The sequence below is a fragment of the Streptomyces sp. DT190 genome (assembly GCF_049846985.1).
In the GTDB taxonomy this organism is placed as follows: Bacteria; Actinomycetota; Actinomycetes; order Streptomycetales; family Streptomycetaceae; genus Streptomyces.
Genome location: NZ_JBNCNM010000029.1, coordinates 87,177 through 111,647, shown reverse-complemented (window position 1 = coordinate 111,647; position 24,471 = coordinate 87,177). Strand labels below are relative to the sequence as shown.

The 24,471-nt window shown below is 73.4% G+C and carries 18 protein-coding genes; 15 read left to right on the top strand and 3 right to left on the bottom strand.

All coding sequences use genetic code 11. The features are described from left to right. Positions 1-89 precede the first annotated feature (89 nt). Entirely contained in the window at positions 90-1,889 is a 1,800-nt protein-coding gene (ggt, locus tag ACPXCS_RS35270) for a gamma-glutamyltransferase (protein ID WP_425951601.1), read from the top strand. Positions 1,890-1,936: 47 nt separating this feature from the next. On the opposite strand, the gene ACPXCS_RS35265 is transcribed toward ggt, so the two are convergent. After that, the gene (locus ACPXCS_RS35265; RefSeq protein ID WP_425951600.1) at positions 1,937-4,459 is read right to left on the bottom strand and encodes an ATP-dependent Clp protease ATP-binding subunit; all 2,523 of its coding nucleotides are present in this window, start codon (positions 4,457-4,459) and stop codon (positions 1,937-1,939) included. Between the two features lie 179 nt (positions 4,460-4,638). Beyond that, the gene (map, locus tag ACPXCS_RS35260) at positions 4,639-5,406 is read right to left on the bottom strand and encodes a type I methionyl aminopeptidase (RefSeq protein WP_425951599.1); all 768 of its coding nucleotides are present in this window, start codon (positions 5,404-5,406) and stop codon (positions 4,639-4,641) included. Positions 5,407-5,438: 32 nt separating this feature from the next. Here map and ACPXCS_RS35255 point away from each other — a divergent pair, with 32 nt between their 5' ends. The 9 genes from ACPXCS_RS35255 to ACPXCS_RS35215 all read left to right on the top strand — a co-directional run bounded on the left by ACPXCS_RS35255 (position 5,439) and on the right by ACPXCS_RS35215 (position 17,355). Further along, complete coding sequence (locus tag ACPXCS_RS35255; RefSeq protein WP_425951598.1) at positions 5,439-5,690, top strand: helix-turn-helix domain-containing protein; 252 nt, start codon at positions 5,439-5,441, stop codon at positions 5,688-5,690. 110 nt (positions 5,691-5,800) lie between these two features. Next, on the top strand, positions 5,801-8,272 hold the full coding sequence (locus ACPXCS_RS35250; RefSeq protein WP_425951597.1) for a hypothetical protein: 2,472 nt from the start codon (positions 5,801-5,803) through the stop codon (positions 8,270-8,272). Positions 8,273-8,442: 170 nt separating this feature from the next. Next, positions 8,443-9,285, top strand: a complete 843-nt coding sequence (locus ACPXCS_RS35245; RefSeq protein ID WP_383322009.1) for a nitrilase-related carbon-nitrogen hydrolase — start codon at positions 8,443-8,445, stop codon at positions 9,283-9,285. Further along, the gene (locus ACPXCS_RS35240; protein ID WP_425951596.1) at positions 9,282-10,568 is read left to right on the top strand and encodes an aspartate aminotransferase family protein; all 1,287 of its coding nucleotides are present in this window, start codon (positions 9,282-9,284) and stop codon (positions 10,566-10,568) included. The genes ACPXCS_RS35245 and ACPXCS_RS35240 overlap by 4 nt, the downstream gene beginning before the upstream one ends. Positions 10,569-10,596: 28 nt before the next feature. Continuing rightward, the gene (locus ACPXCS_RS35235) at positions 10,597-12,192 is read left to right on the top strand and encodes a PucR family transcriptional regulator (RefSeq protein ID WP_425951595.1); all 1,596 of its coding nucleotides are present in this window, start codon (positions 10,597-10,599) and stop codon (positions 12,190-12,192) included. 155 nt (positions 12,193-12,347) lie between these two features. Then, positions 12,348-13,190: a nitrilase-related carbon-nitrogen hydrolase gene (locus ACPXCS_RS35230; protein ID WP_425951594.1), complete on the top strand. Its 843-nt coding sequence runs from the start codon at positions 12,348-12,350 to the stop codon at positions 13,188-13,190. Positions 13,191-13,284: 94 nt separating this feature from the next. Continuing rightward, on the top strand, positions 13,285-14,670 hold the full coding sequence (gene hydA, locus ACPXCS_RS35225) for a dihydropyrimidinase (RefSeq protein ID WP_425951593.1): 1,386 nt from the start codon (positions 13,285-13,287) through the stop codon (positions 14,668-14,670). A gap of 11 nt (positions 14,671-14,681) precedes the next feature. Beyond that, positions 14,682-15,704, top strand: coding sequence for a TIGR03842 family LLM class F420-dependent oxidoreductase (locus ACPXCS_RS35220; RefSeq protein WP_425951592.1), 1,023 nt, complete (start codon positions 14,682-14,684; stop codon positions 15,702-15,704). A 130-nt stretch (positions 15,705-15,834) separates the two neighbouring features. After that, entirely contained in the window at positions 15,835-17,355 is a 1,521-nt protein-coding gene (locus ACPXCS_RS35215; RefSeq protein WP_425951591.1) for an NCS1 family nucleobase:cation symporter-1, read from the top strand. A gap of 26 nt (positions 17,356-17,381) precedes the next feature. On the opposite strand, the gene ACPXCS_RS35210 is transcribed toward ACPXCS_RS35215, so the two are convergent. Next, positions 17,382-18,050 carry a hypothetical protein gene (locus ACPXCS_RS35210; protein ID WP_425951590.1) on the bottom strand — a complete coding sequence of 223 codons (669 nt, stop codon included), beginning with the start codon at positions 18,048-18,050 and terminating at the stop codon, positions 17,382-17,384. A gap of 315 nt (positions 18,051-18,365) precedes the next feature. Here ACPXCS_RS35210 and ACPXCS_RS35205 point away from each other — a divergent pair, with 315 nt between their 5' ends. The 5 genes from ACPXCS_RS35205 (at position 18,366) to ACPXCS_RS35185 (ending at position 24,400) form a co-directional block, all read left to right on the top strand. Further along, entirely contained in the window at positions 18,366-18,803 is a 438-nt protein-coding gene (locus ACPXCS_RS35205) for an NfeD family protein (protein WP_425951589.1), read from the top strand. A 29-nt stretch (positions 18,804-18,832) separates the two neighbouring features. Beyond that, on the top strand, positions 18,833-19,918 hold the full coding sequence (locus ACPXCS_RS35200; RefSeq protein WP_425951588.1) for an SPFH domain-containing protein: 1,086 nt from the start codon (positions 18,833-18,835) through the stop codon (positions 19,916-19,918). Between the two features lie 156 nt (positions 19,919-20,074). Continuing rightward, complete coding sequence (locus ACPXCS_RS35195) at positions 20,075-21,334, top strand: cation:proton antiporter (protein ID WP_425951587.1); 1,260 nt, start codon at positions 20,075-20,077, stop codon at positions 21,332-21,334. Between the two features lie 300 nt (positions 21,335-21,634). After that, the gene (locus ACPXCS_RS35190) at positions 21,635-23,464 is read left to right on the top strand and encodes a gamma-glutamyltransferase family protein (RefSeq protein WP_425951586.1); all 1,830 of its coding nucleotides are present in this window, start codon (positions 21,635-21,637) and stop codon (positions 23,462-23,464) included. 90 nt (positions 23,465-23,554) lie between these two features. Beyond that, positions 23,555-24,400: an inositol monophosphatase family protein gene (locus ACPXCS_RS35185; protein ID WP_425951585.1), complete on the top strand. Its 846-nt coding sequence runs from the start codon at positions 23,555-23,557 to the stop codon at positions 24,398-24,400. Positions 24,401-24,471 lie beyond the last annotated feature (71 nt).

Sequence of the window (24,471 nt, the reverse complement as noted above, 5' to 3'; positions counted from 1 at the left end):
CGGGCCGGGCGGACACGCGTTCGGCGTGCTCCTGACGAGGCCATGGCGATGAATTAAGCTGCGCGGACTGCCTTTGCCTGGAGGTGCGGATGCGTCGCCCTGTCGCACGGAATCTGACGGTCCTGGCGGTCTCGGCCGCCGTGGTGGCTTCGGTGGGGGCCGCGGCGCCACCCGCCGCGCAGAGCCCGGGCGGTGAGAAGACCCCACTGGCCGTCGGCTACGGCGGCGCGGTCTCCAGCGTCGACCCGGACGCCTCCGCCGCCGGGATCGAGGTCCTGAAGAAGGGCGGCAACGCCGTCGACGCCGCCGTCGCCACGGCCGCGGCCCTCGGCGTCACCGAGCCCTACTCCGCCGGCATCGGCGGGGGCGGCTACTTCGTCTACTACGACGCCGCGTCCCGCACGGTGCGCACCATCGACGGCCGTGAGACCGCCCCGCTGACCGCCGACCGGGACCTGTTCGTCGAGGACGGCAAGCCGGTGCCCTTCGCCGAGGCCGTCAGCAGCGGCCTGAGCGTCGGCACGCCCGGCACGCCCGCCACCTGGCAGACGGCCCTGGACCGCTGGGGCAGCAAGCGGCTCGCGAGCCTGCTCAAGCCGGCCGAGCGGCTCGCCCGCGACGGCTTCACGGTCGACGAGACCTTCCGCTCGCAGGCCGCCTCCAACGAGGCCCGCTTCCGCTACTTCCCGGACACCGCCGAGCTGTTCCTGCCGGGCGGCGAACTGCCCGAGGTCGGCTCCACCTTCAAGAACCCCGACCTCGCGGACACCTACGCGGAGCTCGGGCGCAAGGGGGTCGGGGAGCTCTACCACGGCCGGCTCGGACGGGAGGTCGTCGAGACGGTCAACGAGCCGCCGGTCGACCCCTCCTCGGGCTGGAACGCCCGGCCCGGCGACCTGTCCGCCGAGGACCTGGCCGCCTACCGCACCAAGCTCCAGGCACCCACCCGGACCTCCTACCGGGGCCTGGGGGTCTACTCCATGGCGCCCTCCTCCTCCGGCGGCACGACGGTCGGCGAGGCGCTCAACATCCTGGAGCGGACCGACCTGTCGAAGGCGAGCCGGGCGGCGTACCTGCACCGGTACATCGAGGCGAGCCGGATCGCCTTCGCCGACCGGGGCCGCTGGGTGGGCGACCCGGCCTTCGAGGACGTGCCGACGAAGGAACTGCTGTCGCAGCGGTTCGCCGACTCGCGCGCGTGCCTCATCAAGGACGACGCGGTGCTCACGAGCCCGGTGGCGCCCGGCGACCCGCGCGATCCGAAGGCGTGCGACACCGGAGGCACGGCCGCGCCCACGACGTACGAGGGTGACAGCACCACGCACCTGACCGTCGCCGACAAGTGGGGGAACGTCGTCTCCTACACCCTCACCATCGAGCAGACGGGCGGCAGCGGGATCACCGTCCCGGGGCGGGGGTTCATCCTCAACAACGAGCTGACGGACTTCTCCTTCGCCCCGGCCAACCCGGCCGTGCACGACCCGAACCTGCCCGGGCCGGGCAAGCGGCCGCGGTCCTCGATGTCGCCGACGATCGTCCTCGACCGGCACGACAGGCCCGTGGTGGCGCTGGGGTCGCCGGGCGGCGCGACGATCATCACGACCGTGCTGCAGACGCTCACCGGGTTCCTCGACCGGGGGCTGCCCCTGGTCGACGCGATCGCGGCGCCCCGGGCCAGCCAGCGCAACGCCGCGCAGACCGAGCTGGAGCCGGGGCTCGACGCCGACGTGAGGCGGCAGTTGGAGGCGATCGGGCATTCCTTCAAGGCCAACCCGGAGATCGGGGCGGCCACGGGGGTGCAGCGGCTGCCCGGGGGGAAGTGGCTGGCGGCCGCGGAGACCGTGCGGCGGGGTGGTGGTTCGGCGATGGTGGTGCGGCCTGCGCACTGAGTGCCGCTGCGGGTGTGCGGGGGCCGGCCGCGCAGTTGCCCGCGCCCCTAACGGGGCGCCGTACTGAACGCGAGACGACCGTCCTGCACGTCCACGGTCACCCGGCCGCCCTCGCCGACCCGACCGTCCAGCAGCAGGCGTGACAGCTCGTTGTCCACCTCGCGCTGGATCGTGCGGCGCAGCGGGCGGGCGCCGTACTCCGGCTGGTAGCCGTGGTCGGCCAGCCACTCCACCGCGCGGTCGGTGAAGTCGACCGTGATGCCCTTGCTGCGGACGAGGGAGCGGGTGCGATCCAGCAGGAGGTCGGTGATCCGGCGCAGCTGCTCCGTGCTGAGCTGGCGGAAGACGACGATCTCGTCGATGCGGTTGAGGAACTCCGGGCGGAAGTGCTCTCGCAGCGGGCGCAGGATCTGCTCGCGGCGGGCCTCCTCGTCCGCGTCGGCGCCGCCCGAGGCGAAGCCCAGCGCGCCGCCGCGGCGGGTGATCGCCTCGGAGCCCAGGTTGCTGGTCATGACGATGACGGTGTTGGTGAAGTCCACCGTGCGGCCCTGCGCGTCGGTCAGGCGGCCGTCGTCGAGGACCTGGAGCAGGATGTTGAAGACGTCCGGGTGCGCCTTCTCCACCTCGTCCAGCAGGAGCAGCGAGTACGGGTGGCGGCGGACGACCTCGGTGAGCTGGCCGGCCTCCTCGTGGCCGACGTAGCCGGGCGGGGCGCCGACCAGCCGGCTGACGGTGTGGCGCTCCTGGTACTCGCTCATGTCCAGGCGGACCATGCGGTCCTCGCTGCCGAACAGCGCCTGGGCCAGGGCCCGGGCCAGTTCGGTCTTGCCGACGCCCGTCGGGCCGAGGAACAGGAAGCTGCCGATCGGGCGGTCCGGGGAGGCGAGCCCGGCGCGGGAGCGCAGCACCGCGTCGGAGACGACCCGCACGGCCTCGTCCTGGCCGACGACCCGTTCGTGCAGATGCTCCTCCAGGCCCAGCAGGCGGTCCTTCTCCTCCTGCGTGAGGCTGCTGACCGGGATGCCCGTCTGCCGGGACACCACCTCGGCGATCGCCTCGGCGCCGACCACCAGGTCCTGGCCCTCGTCGACCTCGCCGTCGCCGCCCGCCTCCGTGATCCGCTGCTTCACGTCCAGGATCCGGTCGCGCAGCTGGGTCGCCTGCTCGTAGCTCTCGTCCGCGACGGCCTGGTCCTTGTCCCGGATCAGCTGCTCCAGCTCCCGCTCCAGGGCCCGCACGTCCGTGCCCTTGGTCCGGGCCCGCAGCCGCACCCGGGCGCCGGCCTGGTCGATCAGGTCGATCGCCTTGTCGGGCAGCCGCCGGTCGGTGAGGTAGCGGTCGGACAGCTCCACGGCCGCCACCAGCGCGTCGTCGGTGTAACGGACCTGGTGGTGGGCCTCGTAGCGGTCCTGCAGGCCGCGCAAAATCTCGATCGCGTCCGAGGGTGTCGGCTCCGGCACCATGATCGGCTGGAAGCGGCGGGCCAGCGCCGCGTCCTTCTCGATCCGGCGGTACTCCTCCAGGGTGGTGGCGCCCACGATGTGCAGCTCGCCCCGGGCGAGGGCGGGCTTGAGGATGTTGCCCGCGTCCATGGAGCTGCCGTCGCCGCCCCCGGCACCGGCGCCCACGACGGTGTGCAGCTCGTCGATGAAGATGATCAGCTGGTCGGAGTGGGCGCGGATCTCGCCGACGATGTTGTTCATCCGCTCCTCGAAGTCGCCCCGGAAGCGGGTGCCGGCGACCACGCCCGTCAGGTCCAGGGCGACCACCCGGCGCCCGATCAGCACGTCGGGCACGTCCCCCTCGGAGATGCGCTGGGCCAGGCCCTCCACGATGGCGGTCTTGCCGACGCCCGCGTCACCGATCAGGACCGGGTTGTTCTTGCCGCGCCGGGAGAGGACCTCGACCGTCTGCTCGATCTCCTCGTCCCGGCCGATCACCGGGTCGATCCGGCCCTGCCGGGCCAGCTCGGTGAGGTCGCGGCCGTACTTGTCCAGGGTGGGCGTGTTCGTCGCGCGCGGCCGCTCGGCCTGCGGTGCCTCCGGTGCCTCGGGCGGGCTGGACGGCGCGAACCGGGCCGCGTTCAGGATGTGCCCCGCGGCCGAGTCGGGGTTCGAGGCCAGGGCGCTGAGCACGTGCTCCGGGCCGATGTAGCCGTAGCCGCGGGCCCGGGCCATGTCGTGCGCGTCCAGCAGGGCCCGCTTGGCGGCCGGGGTGAGGGAGAGCGCGGTGGGCGGCGGTGCGTCGTCCGGGGTGTGCTGGGCGGGCCCCGAGCGTTCGTCGATCTGCGAGGCCAGCGAGTCGGGGTTCGCGCCGGCCTTGCTCAGCAGGGTCCGGGTGGGTTCGGTGGACAGGGCCGCGCGGAGCAGGTGCTGCGTGTCGAGGTCCCGGCTGCCGTGCTCGGCGGCGTACTGGGCGGCGCCGCGGACGAGTTCCCGGGCCGGCTGGCTGAGCAGCCGGCCGAGGTCGATCTGCCGGGGACCGGGGCGCGGTCCGCCGAAGAAGCGTGCGAGGAATTCTCCGAAGGGGTCCGAGCCGTAGCCCTCCGGGCTGCTGTAGCCGCTGCTCATGGGCCTTCCGTTCCCGGCGTCCCCGGCGCCCGGGCGGGGGACGCCCTCGCTGGTCGACGTGCCGGGGTCGGGTAACCCGGGTGGCAGCCCGTTACACCTGGGGCGCGCTCGTAGAACACCTTCGCACGAACGCCGACAAGGGGCACCTTCGGTGCATACCGGGGTGAAGGCGGACGTTGTCAGCGTGCGGTCAGGATCCTCGGGCCGGACTCCGTGATCGCCACCGTGTGCTCGGCGTGGGCCGCGCGGGAGCCGTCGTTGGTCTTCAGGGTCCAGCCGTCGGGGGCCGCGTGGTAGTGGTCCGTGCCGCCCGCGACGACCATGGGCTCGATCGCCAGCACCATGCCGTGCCGCAGCCGCATGCCGCGCCCGGGCCGGCCCTCGTTGGGCACGCCGGGGTCCTCGTGCATGCGGCGGCCGATGCCGTGGCCGCCGAAGCCGTCGGGGATGCCGTACCCGGCGGCGCGGCAGACCGTGCCGATCGCGTGGGCGATGTCGCCGATGCGGTTGCCGACGACGGCCGCCTCGATGCCGGCGGCAAGGGCCCGCTCGGCCGTCTCGATCAGGCGCAGGTCGGCCTCGCGCGGGGTGCCGACGACGAAGCTGAGCGCGGAGTCGCCGACCCAGCCGCCGAGTTCGGCGCCGAAGTCGATGGAGACGAGGTCACCGTCGCGCAGGCGGTAACGGGTCGGGACGCCGTGCACGATCGCGTCGTTGACCGAGACGCACAGGACGGCGGGGAACGGCGTCGGCGCGAAGGACGGCCGGTAGCCGAGGAAGGGCGAGGTCGCGCCCGCCGCGCGCAGCACGTCGTGCGCCACCTCGTCCAGCTCCAGCAGGGAAACGCCCACGTCGGCGGCCTGCTGGGCGGCCGTCAGCGCGCGGGCGACGACCTGGCCCGCCTCGTACATGGCGTCGATCGATGTGTCTGTCTTCAGCTCCACCATGCCAATTACTATACCGGTATTAGAATGGGTGCATGGTGCGCACCCCTCTCACCCCCGAAGAGCGCGAACGCGGCGAGCGGCTCGGCAAGCTGCTGCGTGAGGCGCGTGGCGACCGGAGCATGACCGAGATCGCGGCGAGCGCGGGCATCTCCGCCGAGACCCTCCGCAAGATCGAGACCGGGCGGGCCCCGACCCCGGCCTTCTTCACGGTGGCCGCGCTGGCCGGCGTGCTCGGGCTGTCCATGGACGAACTCGCGGGGCAGTGCGTCCTGGTGCCGCTGTGACCCGCCCGCGGAGGCGCCTGCTCCGCGGGTGAAAACTCCCTGTAGCACCGTCGTAACACGGCTGGTGTTGCCTACGGGGCGGAGTGCTCCGGTCAGGCGGGAGTTGGGCGATGACGGCGGAACAACTCCCGGACCGGGTGCGGGAGTTCGCGAACTACCTGGACGGTCTCCTGGCGCGTCTGGACCCGTCCGGCGGCTGGTGCGGAGTGTTCTGGCAGCGGGACCCGGAGGGCATGCGGGCCTGCCTCGACGGACGTGAGGTGCCGCCCTGGGACGTGGTGGAGTCCCTGCTGGCCGACCTCGCCGGGCAGTACGGGCCGGGGGGCGCCGGCCCGGAGACGGAACACGCCCGCTTTCTGCACACCGTCGCGCTCGCCGCGTACGACGACCGGCCCGGCGGCCGCGAGGCCCTGGGCGACCGCCTCGCCGTCATGCTCCGCGAGCAGGAGTACGCCGCGGAACGCCATGCCGTCCTGGCCCGCCAGCTGACGTCGGCCACGAGCCGTGACGAGGCGGACGCCCTGCGCCTGGACCTGGCCTGGGCCCGCGACGACCACGACCGCGCGGCGGCCCGCTGCGCGGAACTGCGGGCGCGCACGGACCGTCTGGACCGGCGCGCGCGGGGCGGCGCCCCCGGGCAGGACCGGGGCACGGCGAGCACCCCGCGCGAGCCGACGCCGACAGGCGCCGGGGAGCGGCCCGCGCGGCCCTCGCGCTCCCCGGCTGTTTCGGATCCCTCGCGGGGCGGAGAGCAGTCGTCGGCCGGGGCCCGTGCCGCTGCGAGTGCCGGAGGGCGGCCATCGAATGTCCCGGGCCCTTCGTGGGGCGGGGAACAGCCGTCGACCGCCACAGGTCCCGTGTGGGACGCGGAGCAGCCGTCGGCCGCCACAGGTCCCGTCGGGGACGGGGAGCAGCCGTCGGCCGCTCCCGAGTCCTCGTGGGGCGGAGAGCGGTCCTCGGCCGTTCGGGGTGCCTCGCGGGGTGGCGGGCAGTCGTCGGCCGTCGCGGGTCCCGTCTGGGACGGAGGGCAGCCGTCGGCCGCTCCCGAGTCCTCATGGGGCGGAGAGCGGTCCTCGGCCGCCCGAGGTGCCTCGCGGGGTGGCGGGCAGTCGTCGGCCGTCGCGGGTCCCGTCTGGGACGGAGGCCAGCCGTCGGCCGCTCCCGAGTCCTCGTGGGGCGGAGAGGTGTCCTCGGCCGTTCGGGGTGTTTCACGGGGTGGCGGGCAGTCTTCAGCCGCCACAGGTCCCGTCGGGGACGGGGAGCAGCCGTCGGCCGCTCCCGAGTCTTCGTGGGGCGGAGAAGGGTCCTCGGCCGTTCGGGGTGTCTCGCGGGGTGGCGGGCAGTCGTCGGCCGCCACAGGTCCCGTCGGGGACCGGGAGCAGCCGTCGGCCGCCCCCGGGTCCTCGGGGGACCGGGAGCGGCCCGCAGACCCCCGCCAGCCCTCGGGGGACCGGGAGCGGCCCGCAAACCCCCGGGGGCCCTCCTGGGGCGGAGCGCGGCCCTCGGGTGCCGCCCCCGCAGCTCCCCGCGCCGGAGCGCAATCCTCCGTCGCCCCGGGGCATTCCTGGGACGGAGCGCGGTCCTCGTCCGCCGCTCGCGGTCCGCGCCCGGCCGCTCCCGGGACGCCCGCCGCGTCGGGGCCGTCCCCGGCGGCCGAGGCGTTCGGCGGCCCGGCCGCCGCCTCGGGGGCGTTCCCCGGTGCTGCCCCGGCCGCCCGGCACGCCTTCGGCAGCCAGGTCCCGGCCCCGGTTCCGGCTCCGGTGGACCCGGGGGCGTCCAGCAGGGCCGACCAGGCCGCCCTCGGCGGCTCCGACGCCCCGCCCCCCGAGTCCGCCGGCGGCAAACCGCGCAAGCGGCGCCGTGGCAGTGCGCGGTTCGCCGGGGTCGTGGACGAGGACGTCGCGCCCGTCGTCGTGCCGTCCGCCACCGTGCCGGCGTCGCCCGCGCCCGCCGCCCCGGCGGCCGGACGCACCCCTCGGGGCGCCCGTTTCGCCGGGGCCGCCGAGGAGCCGGTGGTGGAGCGCCCGGCCGGGCAGGACCCCGCCGCAGGTGAAGCCGACCGGGGCGAGGTCGCGAGGGTCGTCGAGACGCTGGCGCGGCTGCGGGGCGAGGGGCGCAGCGGGGAGGCGCACGTCCTGCTGGTGGAGGCCGCCTCCTGGGGGCCCGTCCGGATCCCGCTGCTCGCCGAGCGGCTGCACCGCGCCGGGCTGGACGCCGACTGGCAGACCCTGCTCTGGGAGGCCGCCGCGCTGCCCGCCGGGCAGCTGGTCGCCACCGCGGACGCCCTGGGCGCGGCCGGGCGCACGGGCGACGGGCGGCAACTGCTGCGCCAGGGGGTCGCCCGCCCGCCGGGGGAGATCGGGCGGGCCGTCCTCGCCCTGGCCGACGAGGGGCGCCACCGCGAGGTGCGCGTGCTGCTCGACGCCTACGTCACCGCCCGCACCCCCGAGGAGGCCGCCCGCAGCGCCGAACCCGACCCGCGGCGCCTCGTGCCGCTGCTGCTGGAGGCGGCGGCGGGCGTGTCCGACGAGCGCCGCTGGGACCTCGTGCACGCCCTCCGGGTCGCCGGGCACCCCGCCTGACCGGCGACTCCGTGGCCCGGGCGACTCACCCACCGGAGTGCGAATCGCGCGCTGCCCCGCGGGTTGGCGACGATGGTCTTGGCAAGCCCCGGCAGGAGGCTTACGTTCGTGGCTCTACGGCTCGCTTCTACGGGCGTAGAGGCGCAGACGTCGCGTCGAAGGAGCAGCTCATGGCCAACGTCGTACGTGCCGCTCTGGTCCAGGCCACCTGGACCGGCGACACCGAGTCCATGGTGGCGAAACACGAGGAGCACGCCCGCGAGGCGGCCCGCCGGGGCGCGAAGATCATCGGGTTCCAGGAAGTCTTCAACAGCCCCTACTTCTGTCAGGTCGAGGAGCCGGAGCACTACCGCTGGGCCGAGCCCGTCCCCGACGGACCCACGGTCCGGCGGATGCGGGCGCTCGCGCGCGAGACCGGCATGGTGATCGTCGCGCCGGTGTTCGAGGCCGAGCAGCCCGGCTTCTACTACAACACCGCGGCCGTGATCGATGCCGACGGCAGCTATCTCGGCAAGTACCGCAAGCACCACATCCCGCAGCTGAAGGGCTTCCGCGAGAAGTTCTACTTCAAGCCCGGCAACCTCGGCTGGCCGGTCTTCGACACGGCGGCCGGCAGGGTCGGCGTCTACATCTGCTACGACCGCCACTTCCCGGAGGGCTGGCGCGAACTCGGCCTGGCCGGCGCCCAGCTGGTCTACAACCCCTCCGCCACGCACCGCAGCCTCTCGTCCCACCTGTGGCGGCTGGAGCAGCCCGCGGCCGCCGTCGCCAACGGGTACTACGTCGCCGCGATCAACCGTGTCGGGCAGGAGGAGTACGGCGACAACGACTTCTACGGCACGAGCTACTTCGTCGACCCGCGCGGGCAGTTCGTCGGGGACGTCGCCAGCGACAGCAAGGAGGAACTCGTGGTCCGGGACATCGACCTCGACCTCATCGAGGAGGTGCGGCAGACGTGGGCCTTCTACCGCGACCGCCGCCCCGACGCCTACGAAGGGCTGGTGCGGCCGTGAACCACGACCTGCTGGGCCGCCACCGGTCCGTGCTCCCCGACTGGCTCTCCCTCTACTACGAGGAGCCGATCGAGATCACCCACGGCGAGGGCCGCCACGTCTGGGACTCCGAGGGCAAGCGGTACCTCGACTTCTTCGGCGGCATCCTCACCACCATGACCGCGCACGCGCTGCCCGAGGTGACCAAGGCGGTGACCGAGCAGGCCGGGCGGATCATCCACTCCTCGACCCTCTACCTCAACCGCCCGATGGTCGAACTCGCCGAGCGGATCGCCCAGTTGAGCGGCATCCCGAACGCCCGGGTGTTCTTCACCACCTCCGGCACCGAGGCCAACGACACCGCCCTGCTGCTGGCCACCGCCTACCGGCGCAGCAACACGATCCTGGCCATGCGCAACAGCTACCACGGCCGTTCCTTCAGCTCCGTCGGCATCACCGGCAACCGCGGCTGGTCCCCGACCTCGCTGTCCCCGCTGCAGACGCTGTACGTGCACGGCGGCGTGCGCACCCGCGGCCCGTACGCCGAGCTGAGCGACGGCGACTTCATCGCGGCCTGCGTGGACGACCTGGTCGACCTGCTCGGCCACACCCGCCCGCCGGCCGCGTTGATCGCCGAGCCCATCCAGGGCGTCGGCGGCTTCACCTCGCCGCCGGACGGGCTGTACGCCGCCTTCCGCGAGGTGCTGCACGAGCGCGGCATCCTGTGGATCGCCGACGAGGTGCAGACCGGCTGGGGCCGCACCGGCGAGCACTTCTGGGGCTGGCAGGCCCACGGGCAGAACGGGCCGCCGGACATCCTGACCTTCGCCAAGGGCATCGGCAACGGCATGTCCATCGGCGGCGTCGTGGCCCGCGCCGAGATCATGAACTGCCTGGACGCCAACAGCATCTCCACCTTCGGCGGCACCCAGATCACCATGGCGGCCGGCCTCGCCAACCTCACCTACCTGCTGGAGCACGACCTGCAGGGCAACGCCCGGCGGGTCGGCGGCATGCTCATCGAGCGGCTGCGGGCCGCCGCCGCGCACGTGCCGGCCGTCCGGGAGGTCCGCGGCCGCGGCCTGATGATCGGCATCGAGATCACCAGGCCGGGCACCGACGAGGCCGACCCGGCGACCGCGGCGGCCGTCCTGGAGGCGGCCCGCGAGGGCGGCCTGCTGATCGGCAAGGGCGGCGGGCACAACACCAGTTCGCTGCGCGTCGCCCCGCCGCTGTCCCTCAACGTCGCGGAGGCCGAGGAGGGCGCCGCGATCCTCGAGAACGCTCTGAGGAGCATCCCGTAGCGGCCGACCGGACAAGGGAACCGTCACCATGACCCTCACCTCGGACTCCCCGGAACCCGCCCTGTCGGTCCGGCAGGTCCTCTCCCTGGAGCGGGTGCTCGCCGGGGAGCCCGAGGTGGTGGCCGGTGCGAGCCACCTCGACCGGCCCGTGCGGTGGGTGCACGTCGCCGAGGCCGCCGACGTCGGGGTCATGCTCAGCGGCGGCGAGATGGTCCTCACCACCGGGGTGCTGCTCGCCGGCGACGAGGACAAGCAGGCCGAGTACGTGCGCTCGCTGCACCGGGCCGAGGCGGCGGCCGTCGTCCTGGGGCTCGGCCGGGCCTTCCCCTCCCCGCCGGACGTGATGCGCCGGGCCGCCGAGCGGTGCGGACTGCCGATGGTCGTGCTGCACCGGCCCTTCCCCTTCGCCGAACTCACCGAGGAGGTCCAGTCGCGGCTGGTGCGGCGCAAGTTCGCCGCCGTCAGCCTCTCCGAGGCCGTCCGCACCGAGCTCACCGCCCTCATCACCGCGGGCGCCCCGCTGCAGCGTCTGCTCGACGAGGTCGCCCGGCACAGCGGCTGCCCCGTCGTCGTCACCAACCTCGCCCACCGCGTCCTCGGCACGGCGGGGGAGCGCCCGGCCGTCGACGACGTGCTGCGCGACTGGGAGCGCATCGCCCGGCAGGCATGGGGGCACCGCCCGGGTCCCTCGGGCACCGGGACGGGCACCGAGGGCGACGGCTGGATCCGGGCCGAACTGGGCGGGCGCGGCGAGCGCTGGGGCCGGATCGTGCTGTGCGGCTACCGGGGCGACACCGCCACCGGGCGGCTGCTGGCCGACCGTGCCGCCGAGGCCCTCGTCCTGCACCGCATGCTCGGCGGCGCCGCCTGCTCCTGGGAGGAGCAGTCCGCGCAGAGCCTGCTGACCGATCTGGTCAGCGGCGTCGTACCGGCGCGGCAGCTGCTGCCCCGGGCGCGTGCCGCCGGACTCCCGGTCAACCGGCGCACGTTCGTGCCGCTGGTCGTCCGCGACGGCGACCCCGCCCGGCTGGAACGGCTGCTGCGGCTGCTCGGACTGTCCGGCCTGGTCGCCGAACTCGCCGACGGGGCCACCGCCGTTCTGCTCAGCCTCGCCCGAGACCAGGACGCGGGCGCGCTCGCCGCGCACTTCGCGACCCGGCTGCGCACGGAGGCCGCCACCGACGGCACGGTCGTCGCGGCGGCCGAACCCCGGGCCGCCTGGGACGACGTCCCCACCGGCCTGCGCGAGGCCCAGCACGTGGCGGACGCCGTCGCCGACTCCTCCGCCGTGCTCGACCTGCCGCCGGTCGTGCGTCTGAAGGACGTCCACCTGCGCGGTCTGATCCGCCTGCTGCGCGACGACCCGCACGTGCAGTCCTTCGCCGAGCGGGAGCTGGACGGGCTGCTGTGCGGGACGGACGAGGACCTGCTGTCCGTGCTGCGCACCTACCTCGCCACCGGCCGCAACAAGTCCCGCACCGCCCAGCTCCACCACGTCTCCCGGCCGGCCCTCTACCGCCGTCTGGAGGCGATACAGATCCGCCTCGGGGTGGACCTCGACGACTTCGAACAGGCCGCCTCGGTGCACATCGCGCTTCTCGCGCACGACGCGCAACACCACTGAAACACGCAACCACCTGGGAAAACGGCGGTGAAACATGAGCCCGAACGAGAGTGACACGATGGCACGCCGTACGCCCCGGAACGTGACACGGTGCATCTCAAAGAGGACGTCCGGGCTTCCTAGGCTCACGGCACACCGAGCGACCGGAGGTCCCGATGAGCCGAGTGATCCGTGCCGCCGTCTTCCAGACCGCCTGGACGGGCGACAAGGAGTCGATGATCCAGGTCCACGAGCAGGCGGCCCGCGACGCCGCCGCGCAGGGCGCCCAAGTCCTCTGCTTCCAGGAGCTGTTCTACGGACCGTACTTCTGCCAGGTGCAGGACCCGGCCTTCTACGCGTACGCCGAGCGGATCCCCGAGGGCCCGATCGTCCGCCGCTTCCAGGCCCTGGCGAAGGAGCTGGGCCTGGTGCTGGTGCTGCCGATGTACGAGGAGGAGCAGCCCGGCGTCCTCTACAACACCGCGGCCGTGATCGACGCGGACGGCTCCTACCTCGGCAAGTACCGCAAGACCCACATCCCGCAAGTGCGGGGATTCTGGGAGAAGTTCTACTTCCGCCCCGGCAACTCCGGCTGGCCCGTCTTCGACACGGCGGTCGGCAAAGTCGGCGTGTACATCTGCTACGACCGCCACTTCCCGGAGGGCTGGCGGGCCCTCGGCCTCGCGGGCGCCGAACTCGTCTTCAACCCCTCGGCCACCTCCCGCGGCCTGTCCGGCTACCTCTGGCAGCTGGAGCAGCCGGCGGCGGCCGTGGCCAACGAGTACTTCATCGGCGCGATCAACCGGGTCGGTGTGGAGGAGTACGGCGACAACGACTTCTACGGCACCTCGTACTTCGTGGACCCGGAGGCCCGGTTCGTCGGCGAGGTGGCGGGCGACAAGGAGCCCGAACTGGTCGTCCGGGACCTCGACATGGCCACACTCCGCGAGGTACGCGACCGCTGGCAGTTCTACCGGGACCGGGCGCCTGGAACGTACGGCCCGCTGACGGACCTCTAGGGGCGCGGGGCTGCTGTATTCGACATGCGGCTGCCGCCGCGTGCGCGCGACCGGCCACGACGAACCCGCACGCATCCACATGGAGGAGCGCCCGATGACCCGAACACTGATCCACGGCGGTCTCGTCGTCACGGCTTCCGACGAAGTCCACGCCGACGTCCTGATCGAGGACGGCCGGATCGCCGCCCTGGCCGCGCCCGGGGTCCTCACCGCCGACCGCACGATCGACGCCACCGGAAAGTACGTCATCCCCGGCGGCGTCGACGCCCACACCCACATGGAGCTGCCCTTCGGCGGCACCTTCGCCTCCGACACCTTCGAGACCGGCACCCGCGCCGCGGCCTGGGGCGGCACCACGACGATCATCGACTTCGCCGTGCAGAGCGTCGGCCACGGCCTGCGCGAGGGCCTGGACGCCTGGCACGCCAAGGCCGAGGGCAACTGCGCGATCGACTACGGCTTCCACATGATCATCTCCGACGTCAACGAGGAGACCCTCAAGGAGATGAACCTGCTGGTCGAGGAGGGCGTCACCTCCTTCAAGCAGTTCATGGCCTACCCGGGCGTCTTCTACAGCGACGACGGCCAGATCCTGCGCGCCATGCAGCGCTCCGCGGACAACGGCGGCCTGATCATGATGCACGCCGAGAACGGCATCGCGATCGACGTCCTGGTCGAACAGGCCCTGGCCCGCGGCGAGACCGACCCGCGCTACCACGGCGAGGTCCGCAAGGCCCTGCTGGAGGCCGAGGCCACCCACCGCGCGATCCGGCTCGCCCAGGTCGCTGGCGCACCCCTCTACGTCGTGCACGTCTCGGCGATGGAGGCGGTCGCCGAACTGGCCCGCGCCCGCGACGAGGGACTGCCCGTCTTCGGCGAGACCTGCCCGCAGTACCTGTTCCTGTCCACCGACAACCTCGCCGAACCGGACTTCGAGGGCGCCAAGTACGTGTGCAGCACGCCCCTGCGGCCCCGCGAGCACCAGGCCAGGCTCTGGCAGGGGCTGCGCACGAACGACCTCCAGGTCGTCTCAACCGACCACTGCCCCTTCTGCTTCACCGGCCAGAAGGACCTCGGCCGCGGCGACTTCTCCAAGATCCCCAACGGCCTGCCGGGCGTGGAGAACCGCATGGACCTGCTCCACCAGGCCGTCGTCGACGGGCACATCAGCCGCCGCCGCTGGATCGAGATCGCCTGCGCCACCCCGGCGCGCATGTTCGGCCTCTACCCGAAGAAGGGCACCATCGCGCCGGGCGCCGACGCCGACGTCGTGATCTACGACCCGCACGCCGAGCAGGTCATCTCGGCCGAGACCCACCACATGAACGTCGACTACTCGGCGTACGAGGGCCGGCGGGTCACCGGCCGCGTCGAGACGGTGCTCTCGCGCGGCGAACCGGTCATCACCGAGCGGGAGTACACCGGGCACGCCGGGCACGGCGTCTTCACCCCGCGATCCACCTGTCAGTACCTCAACTAGGAGTGGTGCGGATGGACTTCGGACTCGTCCTGCAGACCGACCCGCCGGCCTCGCGGGTGATCAGCCTGATGAAGCGCGCGGAACGCAACGGGTTCTCCCACGGCTGGACCTTCGACTCCGCCGTGCTGTGGCAGGAACCGTTCGTGATCTACAGCCAGATCCTGGCCAACACCACCAAACTCAAGGTCGGGCCCATGGTGACCAACCCGGGCACCCGCACCTGGGAGGTCACCGCCTCCACCTTCGCCACCCTCAACGACATGTTCGGCAACCGCACGGTCTGCGGCATCGGCCGCGGCGACTCCGCGATGCGCGTGGCCGGCCGCAAACCCAACACGCTGGCCCGGATCAGCGACGCCATGCGGGTCATCCGGGCCCTCGGCAGCGGCCGCGAGGCCGACCTCGGCGGCGGCAGCGTCGTCCGGTTCCCCTGGATCAAGCCCGGGGCCGAACTGCCCGTGTGGATGGCCGCGTACGGCCCCAAGGCCCTGAAGATGACCGGCGAGGAGGCGGACGGGTTCATCCTCCAGCTGGCCGACCTGTACCTGACCGAGTACATGGTCAAGGCCGTGAAGGACGCGGCCGTCGCCGCCGGCCGCGACCCGTCGGAGGTGACCGTCTGCGTCGCCGCCCCCGCCTACGTCACCGAGGACGACTCGCCCGAGGCGCTCGCCCGCGCGCGCGAGCAGTGCCGCTGGTTCGGCGGCATGGTCGGCAACCACGTGGCCGACCTGGTCTCCAGGTACGGCGAGCACTCGGCCGCCGTCCCCGACGAACTCACCGACTACATCAAGTCCCGCGAGGGCTACGACTACTCCCACCACGGCCGCGCGGGCAACCCGGACACCCGGTTCGTGCCCGACGAGATCGTCGACCGGTTCTGCCTGATCGGCCCCGTCGAGCGGCACATCGAGAAGCTGAAGGCACTGCGCGCGCTCGGCGTCGACCAGTTCGCCGTCTACGACATGCACGACGCGCAGGAGGCCGTGATCGACGCCTACGGATCCCGCGTGATCCCGGCCCTCGGCGACTGACCTCTCCGCGGCACACCCCCGACTCCCCCCTTCCCCCGGCCCGGGAAGGGGGCCAGGGCGCCCCGGGCGCACCCCCCATCGGCATCACCCGCACGGCCTTTCCCGTCCCGTCTCCCCGATTGGCCCGGCCATGACCGATACCGCTCCCACGGCCCCACCGCCGACCACCCAAGTCACTCTCGCCGACGGCCGGGTGGAGATCGCCCCGGACGCCCCGGCGCCCAGCGGCCCCTACGCCAACGAGGACCTGCTGCCGGTCCCCGTCGCCCAGCGCACCTGGACCACGTACAACTTCTCCGCGCTGTGGGTCGGCATGGCCCACAACACCGCCTCCTGGACCCTGGCCTCCGGGCTGATCGCCGTCGGCATGGACTGGAAGCAGGCGGTGTTCACCATCGCCCTGGCCAACGTGATCGTGCTGATACCCATGCTGCTCACCGGGCACGCCGGGCCGAAGTACGGCATACCCTTCCCCGTCTTCGCGCGGGCCTCCTTCGGCATCCGCGGGGCCAACCTGCCCGCCGTCGTGCGCGCGCTGGTGGCCTGCGGCTGGTTCGGCATCCAGACCTGGATCGGCGGCGAGGCCATCTACTTCCTGGCCGGGAAGCTGATCGGCAGCGGCTGGACGGACGCGGCGAAGGTCGGCGGCTACGCCTGGACCATGTGGCTGTCGTTCGCGATCTTCTGGGCCCTGCAGGTCGTCATCATCTACCGGGGCATGGAGACGATCCGCCGCTTCGAGAACTGGGCGGCGCCCTTCGTGCTCGTCGGCGCGTTCGTGATGCTGTGGTGGATGAGCGACAAGGCGGGCGGCTTCGGACCGCTGCTCGACCAGCCCTCCAGGCTCGGCTGGGGCGCCGACTTCTGGACGCTGTTCGCCCCCGCCCTCATGGGCATGATCGGCTTCTGGTCCACGCTGTCGCTGAACATCCCCGACTTCACCCGCTACGGCCGGAGCCAGAAGGCGCAGACGTGGGGCCAGGCCCTCGGCCTGCCCACCACCATGACGCTCTTCGCGTTCCTGTCGGTGATGGTCACCTCCGGCTCCCAGGCCGTCTACGGCGAGGCCGTCTGGGACCCGGTGCAGCTCGCGGCCAAGGCGGACAACACCGTGGGCCTGCTCTTCGCGCTGGTCACCGTCCTGGTCGCGACGCTGTCCGTCAACGTCGCCGCCAACCTGGTCTCACCGGCGTTCGACTTCTCCAACATCGCGCCCCGCCGCATCGGTTTCCGCGCCGGGGCCCTCGCGACCTGCGTCCTCGGAGTGCTGATCTTCCCGTGGAAGCTGTACTCCGACCCGCAGGGCTACATCTTCACCTGGCTCGGCCTGGTCGGCGGCCTGCTCGGCACCGTCGCGGGCATCCTCATCGCCGACTACTGGATCCTGCGCCGCGCCCGGCTCGACCTGGCCGACCTGTACCGCGCGGGCGGCCGCTACTGGTACGAGGGCGGCTGGAACTGGCGGGCCGTCGTCGCCTTCGTGGCCGGCGGTGTCCTCGCCGTCGGCGGTGCGAGCTTCAAGCCGCTGATCGACGGCCGCCCCGTCCCGGCACTGGCCGACCTGGCCGACTACGGCTGGGCGGTGGGCCTGGGCACGTCGATGGTGCTGTACCTGCTGCTGATGGCGCTGCGCGGCCGCAAGGCCCTGTGAGACGTGAGCCGCGCCGGGCAGCGGGATCAGCCCTTCTCGCTCTCCAGCGCGGCCACCGCCTCCTTCGCGGCCCTGATGGCGCCCTTGTTGACGGTGTCCGTGTCCGGCGCCTTCTTCGACTCGAAGTCGCTGCCGTTGTAGGTGATCGTCACCAGCACGTTGGAGGCACGCGCGACCACGACGCCCTCCCTGGTCTGCTGCTCGTCCTCGGTGGTGAGGTTCACGACGGAGTACGCGCCGTCCCCCAGACCGGGGACCGCCCCGCCGCCGCTCCTGCGCTCCACTTGGTCCTCGTACGACTTCTGCGCCGCCTCGTCCGACGCCATCACCTCGTAGGACACGTCGAGCCAGCGGTAGTCGTAGCCCTTGAGCGCGTTCCACGAACAGGTCCGGCGCAGTTCGGAGTCCGTGGACGGGATCTCCTTGCCGGCCGTCCGGGCGCCCGGCACGAGCGACTGGACGGTCTTCTCGGCGACGCTCTCGCACGGCGCGGGCGCCGTGGCGTACGTCTTCGCCGCCGCCGACGTCGAGGGAGCGGAGACGGACCGGGTCTCGGTCTTCTCCTCGGCCGGCTTGTGCCCGGCGGCCTGCGGCGCGGCGAGCGGACCGGCCGACAGCGCCCAGCCCGCCGCGGCGAGCACGGCCACCGGCGACAGGCGTGCGGTCAGGGCCAGAGGCAGGGGTAGAGAACGCACGGCGCCCTTCTCGTGGGGGACGGACGGTGCGGAACGGGTCCGCACGGCGGACGGGACGACAGTGTCACACGAGTCCCTGTGGGGCGGAAGGCCGAACTCGCTGCGTGGTGGCGTGGTGACGGGACCTCGCCATCGGCCGTCGCGGTTTCGGCCGGTTGCGCGGCGAGTGGGGGTTTTGGGCGGGCCGTCGTGCGGGGCCGCCCCGGCGAGTGCGGTCGGCGGGCACCGGCCCGCAACCGCGCCTGCCCTGTCTGTTCTGCCCGAGGTGTCCGGGAGGTAGCTTGGTGGGGAGGGCCCCAGAAGGAGGGCGATGCGATGCCGTGGTTCATATGGCTGTGCGCCGCCGCGGCACTGGGTGCCGCGGAGTTCCTCACCCTGACCCTCGTCCTCGGTCTGCTGGCGGGTGCCGCGCTGGTCGCCGCGGTGGTCGCCGGCGTGGGCATCGGCCTGCTCGGCCAGCTGCTGGCCTTCACCGCGGCCGCCGGAGCGGGTCTGTTCCTCATCCGTCCGGTGGCGCTGCGGCACATGGCGCAGCAGCCCCTCACGCACGAGGGCAGCGACGCGCTGATCGGCAAGCGGGCCGAGGTCGTGCAGGAGGTCACGGCGACCCGTGGCCTGATCAGGCTGTCCGGCGAGGAGTGGTCGGCCCGCGCCCTCGACGAAACCCTCGTGATTCCGGTGGGGGCGCTGGTGGACGTCATGGAGATCGAAGGCGCCACGGCCGTCGTCTACCCCCGCGAACTCCTTCCGTGAACGGCTGAACACACAGCAACGGAGGCACCGTGGAGCCAGTTGTCGTCCTCGCGCTCGTGGCGGCCCTCGTCGTCGTCTTCCTCGTGGCCTCCAGCGTGCGGATCGTCCCGCAGGCCCGCCGCTACAACATCGAACGGTTCGGCCGGTACCGCCGGACCCTGCAGCCCGGGCTGAACCTGGTCGTGCCGGTGGCGGACCGCATCAACACCAAACTCGACGTGCGCGAGCAGGTCTACTCGTCCGATCCGAGGCCGGTGATCACCGAGGACAACCTCGTGGTGAACATCGACACCGTCCTCTACTACCAGATCACCGATCCGCGCTCGGCGGCCTACGAGGTCGCCGACTACCTGCAGGCGATCGACCAGCTCACCGTGACCACGCTGCGCAACGTCATCGGCAGCATGGACCTGGAGGAGACGCTCACCTCCCGCGAGGAGATCAACTCCCGGCTGCGCGCCGTCCTCGACGACGCCACCGGCAAGTGGGGCATCCGCGTCAACCGCGTCGAGATCAAGGCCATCGACCCTCCGCACACCATCAAGGAGGCGATGGAGAAGCAGATGCGGGCCGAGCGCGACAAGCGCGCGGCGATCCTGCACGCCGAAGGGGAGCGGCAGGCCAAGATCCTCACCGCGGAGGGCACCAAGCAGAAGGACATCCTGGAGGCCCAGGGCGCGCAGCAGGCCATGATCCTGCGGGCGGACGGCGAGGCGAAGGCGGTGGAGCTGGTCTTCCAGGCCGTCCACCGCAACAACGCCGACCCGAAGGTGCTGGCCTACAAGTACCTGGAGACGCTGCCGCACCTGGCGAGCAGCGACAACAACACGTTCTGGGTGATCCCGGGGGAGCTGACCGAAGCCGTCCGGACCGTCACCCGCGCGTTCGGCGACGAGTCCGACGCGGGCCCGCCCCCGCACCGGCGGGAGGCGGCCGCCGGGGACGACGACCGCACGCCGGAGCTCGACGCGGGCCGGACGGCTGCGCTCGACGCCGCCGCGGCCGCGGACGAGGCCGGCAAGCAGGCCGCCGCCGCGGTGAACGACGCCAAGGCCGAGGCCGAGGCCGCGAAGTCGCCCCAGACACCGCGCCGGGGCCAGCCGTCCGGCGGATGACACCTCCCTCGACCGCGCCAGGGGGCCGGTAGCGGGCTCCGCCCCGCCGCCGGGGCCGTGCGCGGCCGCGGCAGGACCGGCCGTGCCCGGAGGAATCACCCGTGCTGACGGGGTACTTGCCCGGCTCATGGTGATCCTTTCGGGCAGGAGGCCGCAGTGACGCTCTCGGACGTGGTCTACGTCTGTCTGGGCCTGGGGGCGCTGGGGGCCGCCGTGCTGCCCAGGGTGGTGTCCAGGCGGCCGCTGTCCCTGCCCATGGTCTTCCTCGCCGCGGGCATCGTGATCGAGCTGCTGCCGGTGGGCGTACCTGCGGTCGACCCCGTCCGGGACCGGCTGTGGGTGGAGCACACCACCGAGGCGTGCGTGATCGTGTCGCTGATGGGCGCGGGGCTCGCCATCGACCGGCCCTTCGGGTGGCGCCGGTGGTCCAGTGCCTGGCGGCTGCTGGGCATCACGATGCCGCTGACCGTGGGGATCGTCGCCCTCCTGGCCTGGGGCGTGCTCGGCTGGCCGCCCGCCGCCGCGTTGCTGCTGGGAGCCGTGCTCGCGCCCACCGACCCGGTGCTGGCCGGCGAGGTGCGCGTGGGCGAGCCGCTCGGCGGCGAGCGGGACGAGGACGAGGTGCGGTTCTCCCTGACCAGTGAGGCGGGGCTCAACGACGGCCTGGCCTTTCCGTTCGTCTACGCGGCGATCGCCCTCGCCGCGGCGGCCGGCACGGGGTGGTCGGCGGACTGGATCGGCTCGTGGGCCCTGACCGACCTGCTCGGCAAGTGCGCCGTCGGGCTGGCGGTCGGGGGCACGGTCGGCCGGCTGCTGGGGTGGATGTTCTTCCGGGCGCGCACCTCGGCGCTGCGACTGTCCGAGCACATGGAGGGTTTCGTGGCGCTGGGAGCCACCTTCGTGTCGTACGGCGTCGCCGAGGTGCTCCACGGCTACGGCTTCCTGTCCGTCTTCGTGACCGCCTGCGTCATCCGGGCCGCCGAACGCAGCCACGGCTACCACAAGGTGCTGCACGAGTTCACCGAGCAGATCGAGCGGCTGCTGACGGCCGTGCTGCTGTTCCTGCTCGGCGGCTACCTGGTGGCCGGTGCCTGGTCCGCGCTGACGCCGAGGGGCGCGGTGCTGGGCGTGCTCGTGCTGCTGGTCGTACGGCCGCTGACCGGGTGGCCGGCACAGGCACGGACCGCCACGGGGAGGAAGGAGCGCGCGGTGATCGCCCTGTTCGGGATCCGGGGGATCGGGTCGCTGTTCTACCTGTCCTACGCGCTCGGGCAGGACTCCTTCGGCGGGCTCGCGCGGGAGCTGTGGGCGGCCGTGGCCTTCACCGTGGTGATCTCGGTGGTGCTGCACGGCGTGATGGCGAGCCCGGCCATCGGTCACCTGGACCGGCGGCGCGAGCGGGCCGGGCGGTCGTAGACCCGGCCGTCGGGCACCCCTCGCGCAGCCGCTCCCCGCGGAGGCCGGGCCGGAGTTCCTCGCCGGGCCGGCCGAGCAGCCGGGCGCCGATCGCCGCGGTCTGCGGCTGGCGGTGGGCGGGGCCGGACGGGCCGGCCTGCGCCTGCGCGGTGCCGAGCGGAGCGGCCACGGCTTGCCGGGCATGGGAAGCGGGGGGCCCTGGGGAGGAGTGGGGCAGGAGAAGCCGTGCACGTGTTCTCCCGCAAGCCGCCCGCGGCCCGCGCAGAGGCCGGCCGACGTCCACGAACACCGAGGTCACCTATGCAGTTCACCACGCGTCCCACCCTCAGCGGCACCTTCGGCATGGTCTCCGCCACCCACTGGCTCGCCGCGCAGTCGGCGATGGCCGTGCTGGAGGACGGGGGCAACGCCTGTGACGCGGCCGTCGCCGGCGGTTTCGTGCTGCAGGTCGTCGAACCCCACCTCAACGGCCCGGCCGGTGAGGTGCCGCTCCTGGTCGCCCGGCCCGGCGGCGAGGTGCGGGTGCTGTGCGGCCAGGGCGTCGCACCGGCCGGGGCGACGGTGGCGCACTACCGCGGCCTCGGCCTGGACCTCGTCCCCGGCACCGGGCCGCTCGCCGCCGCCGTACCCGGCGCGTTCGACGCCTGGGCGTTGCTGCTGCGCGACCACGGCACCAAGAGCCTCGACGACGTCCTGAAGTACGCCATCGGTTACGCCGAGCACGGCCACGTGCCCGTGGAGCGGGTCGGCCAGACCGTGGCGACCGTGCGGGAACTCTTCGAGACCGAGTGGACCTCCTCGGCGGAGGTCTACCTGCCCGGCGGCGAGGTGCCGCGCCCCGGCCGGCTGCTGCGCAACCCCGCGCTCGCGGCCACCTGGAAGCGCCTGCTCGCCGAGACCGCCCGGGCGGGCGACCGGGAGGCCCGGATCGACGCCGCACGGCAGGTCTGGCGCACCGGGTTCATCGCCGAGGCCCTCGTGCGCCAGGCCGCCCGCCCCACCCTCGACACCAGCGGCACCCACCGCACCGGTACCCTCGACGCCGCCGACCTCGCCGCCTGGTCCGCGACCTGGGAGCGGCCGGTGACGTACGACTGGAACGGCTGGACCGTGTGCAAGCCCGGCCCCTGGAGCCAGGGCCCGGTCCTGCTCCAGCAGCTCGCCCTGCTCCCGCCCGAGCTGCCCCCGTACGGCTCGGCCGACTACGTCCACCTCCTCGTCGAGGGCTGCAAGCTCGCCATGGCGGACCGGGAGGCCTGGTACGGGGACGCCGCCGACGTGCCCCTCGACGACCTGCTGTCCGACGCGTACGGGTCGGCCCGCCGCGCCCTGATCGGCGAGCGGGCCGCGTACGGCCTGCGGCCCGGCAGCCCGGGCGGGCGCACCCCGCGCCTGGGCGCCCACGCGCGGGGGGCGGCCGCCGCCCAGGAGGGCTTCGGCGCCCTGGGCGTCGGCGAGCCGACCGTCGCCACGTTCCCCACCTCGCCCGTGCCCGGCGAACCGGAGGTCCTCGCCGACGGCAGCACCCGCGGCGACACCTGCCACCTCGACGTCGTCGACCGCTGGGGCACCATGGTCTCCGCCACGCCCAGCGGCGGCTGGCTCCAGTCCAACCCCGTCGTGCCCGAACTGGGCTTCCCGCTCGGCACCCGGCTGCAGATGACCTGGCTGGAGGAGGGCCTGCCCGCCACCCTCACCCCCGGCCGCCGCCCCCGCACCACCCTGTCCCCGTCGATCGCGCTGCGCGGGGGCGAGCCCGTGCTGGCCTTCGGCACGCCCGGCGGAGACCAGCAGGACCAGTGGCAGCTGCACTTCCTCGTCGCCCTCGCGCTGCGCCCCCAGGTGCGCGGCGGGCTCGACCTGCAGGGCGCGATCGACGCCCCGAACTGGCACAACGACAGCTTCCCCGGCTCCTTCTACCCGCGCGGCATGCGCCCGGGCAGCGTGACCGTCGAGGCCCGCACCGACCCGGCCGTCGTCGCGGGGCTGCGCCGGCGCGGCCACCAGGTGACCGTCGGCGCCCCCTGGTCGGAGGGCCGGCTCTGCGCGGTCGCCCGGGACCCGGAGACGGGCGTGCTGTCGGCGGCGGCGAACCCGCGCGGCATGCAGGGGTACGCGGTCGGCCGGTGACCGGCGCGCACGCGCCGCTGTTCACCGCGCTGCCACCCGGGGTGCACCCCGCGGCTGGGGATTGTCAGCGGCGCGTGTTGTGATGGAAGGGTGATCGACAGCAACGAAACCATCGAAGAGTTTCTCGCGCAGCACGCCTCCGACGTCGAGGAGGCGATCCGCAAGGCGGCCGCGACGGAGATCCTGCCGCGCTGGCGCCGCCTCGCCGCGCACGAGATCGACCAGAAGGCCGGGCCGCACGACCTGGTGACCGACGCCGACCGCAAGGCCGAGCTGTACCTGACCGAGGAGCTGGTCGCCCTGCTGCCCGGCTCGGTCGTCGTCGGCGAGGAGGCGGTCCACGCCAACCCGGCGTCCTACGAGGCGATTCGCGGCGACGCCCCGGTCTGGATCGTCGACCCGGTCGACGGCACACGGCAGTTCGTGCGCGGCGAGGAGGGGTTCTGCACCCTGGTCGCGCTGGCCCTCGGCGGCACGCTCCTCGCCTCCTGGACGTACGCGCCCGCCCGCGACCGGCTCGCCACCGCCCAGCGGGGCAAGGGCGCCCACCTCGACGGCGAGCGGCTGTTCGCCGGCGTGCCCGAGCCCGGCCGGGACCTGCGCGTGGCCACCTCCCACCCGGACTACACGACGGACGAGCAGAAGCGCGCCCTGCTCGCCCTGCGCACCGAGGGCGTGGCACCACGCGCGTGCGGCTCGGCCGGCCTGGAGTACCTCGCCGTCGCCCGCGGCGAGTCGGACGCAACGGCCTTCTCCTGGGAGGCGGCATGGGATCATGCCGCCGGACTGCTCCTGGTCGAGGAGGCGGGCGGTGCCCATCTGACCCTGACCGGCGAGCCGTTCCGCATTACGGGCGGCAACGCCCTGCCGTTCACCGCGGCCCGTGACGCGGCCACGGCCCGCCGGATCGCCGGGCTGCTGGCGGGCGGCGCCTGACCTGCGCGACCGTCGCCCGGGGCGCACCGACGGTGACCGGAGGTGACGGGCGGGGGCCTCCCGCCGTCGCT

Excerpts from the sequence above, each read along its gene's own strand:
- ACPXCS_RS35190 (WP_425951586.1), top strand. The coding sequence starts at position 21,635 with ATGCAGTTCACCACGCGTCCCACCCTCAGCGGCACCTTCGGCATGGTC.
- ACPXCS_RS35215 (WP_425951591.1), top strand. The coding sequence starts at position 15,835 with ATGACCGATACCGCTCCCACGGCCCCACCGCCGACCACCCAAGTCACT.
- ACPXCS_RS35245 (WP_383322009.1), top strand. The coding sequence starts at position 8,443 with ATGGCCAACGTCGTACGTGCCGCTCTGGTCCAGGCCACCTGGACCGGC.
- ACPXCS_RS35220 (WP_425951592.1), top strand. The coding sequence starts at position 14,682 with ATGGACTTCGGACTCGTCCTGCAGACCGACCCGCCGGCCTCGCGGGTG.
- ACPXCS_RS35255 (WP_425951598.1), top strand. The coding sequence starts at position 5,439 with ATGGTGCGCACCCCTCTCACCCCCGAAGAGCGCGAACGCGGCGAGCGG.
- hydA (WP_425951593.1), top strand. The coding sequence starts at position 13,285 with ATGACCCGAACACTGATCCACGGCGGTCTCGTCGTCACGGCTTCCGAC.
- ACPXCS_RS35230 (WP_425951594.1), top strand. The coding sequence starts at position 12,348 with ATGAGCCGAGTGATCCGTGCCGCCGTCTTCCAGACCGCCTGGACGGGC.
- ggt (WP_425951601.1), top strand. The coding sequence starts at position 90 with ATGCGTCGCCCTGTCGCACGGAATCTGACGGTCCTGGCGGTCTCGGCC.
- ACPXCS_RS35235 (WP_425951595.1), top strand. The coding sequence starts at position 10,597 with ATGACCCTCACCTCGGACTCCCCGGAACCCGCCCTGTCGGTCCGGCAG.
- ACPXCS_RS35205 (WP_425951589.1), top strand. The coding sequence starts at position 18,366 with ATGCCGTGGTTCATATGGCTGTGCGCCGCCGCGGCACTGGGTGCCGCG.
- ACPXCS_RS35265 (WP_425951600.1), bottom strand. The coding sequence starts at position 4,459 with ATGAGCAGCGGCTACAGCAGCCCGGAGGGCTACGGCTCGGACCCCTTC.
- map (WP_425951599.1), bottom strand. The coding sequence starts at position 5,406 with ATGGTGGAGCTGAAGACAGACACATCGATCGACGCCATGTACGAGGCG.
- ACPXCS_RS35250 (WP_425951597.1), top strand. The coding sequence starts at position 5,801 with ATGACGGCGGAACAACTCCCGGACCGGGTGCGGGAGTTCGCGAACTAC.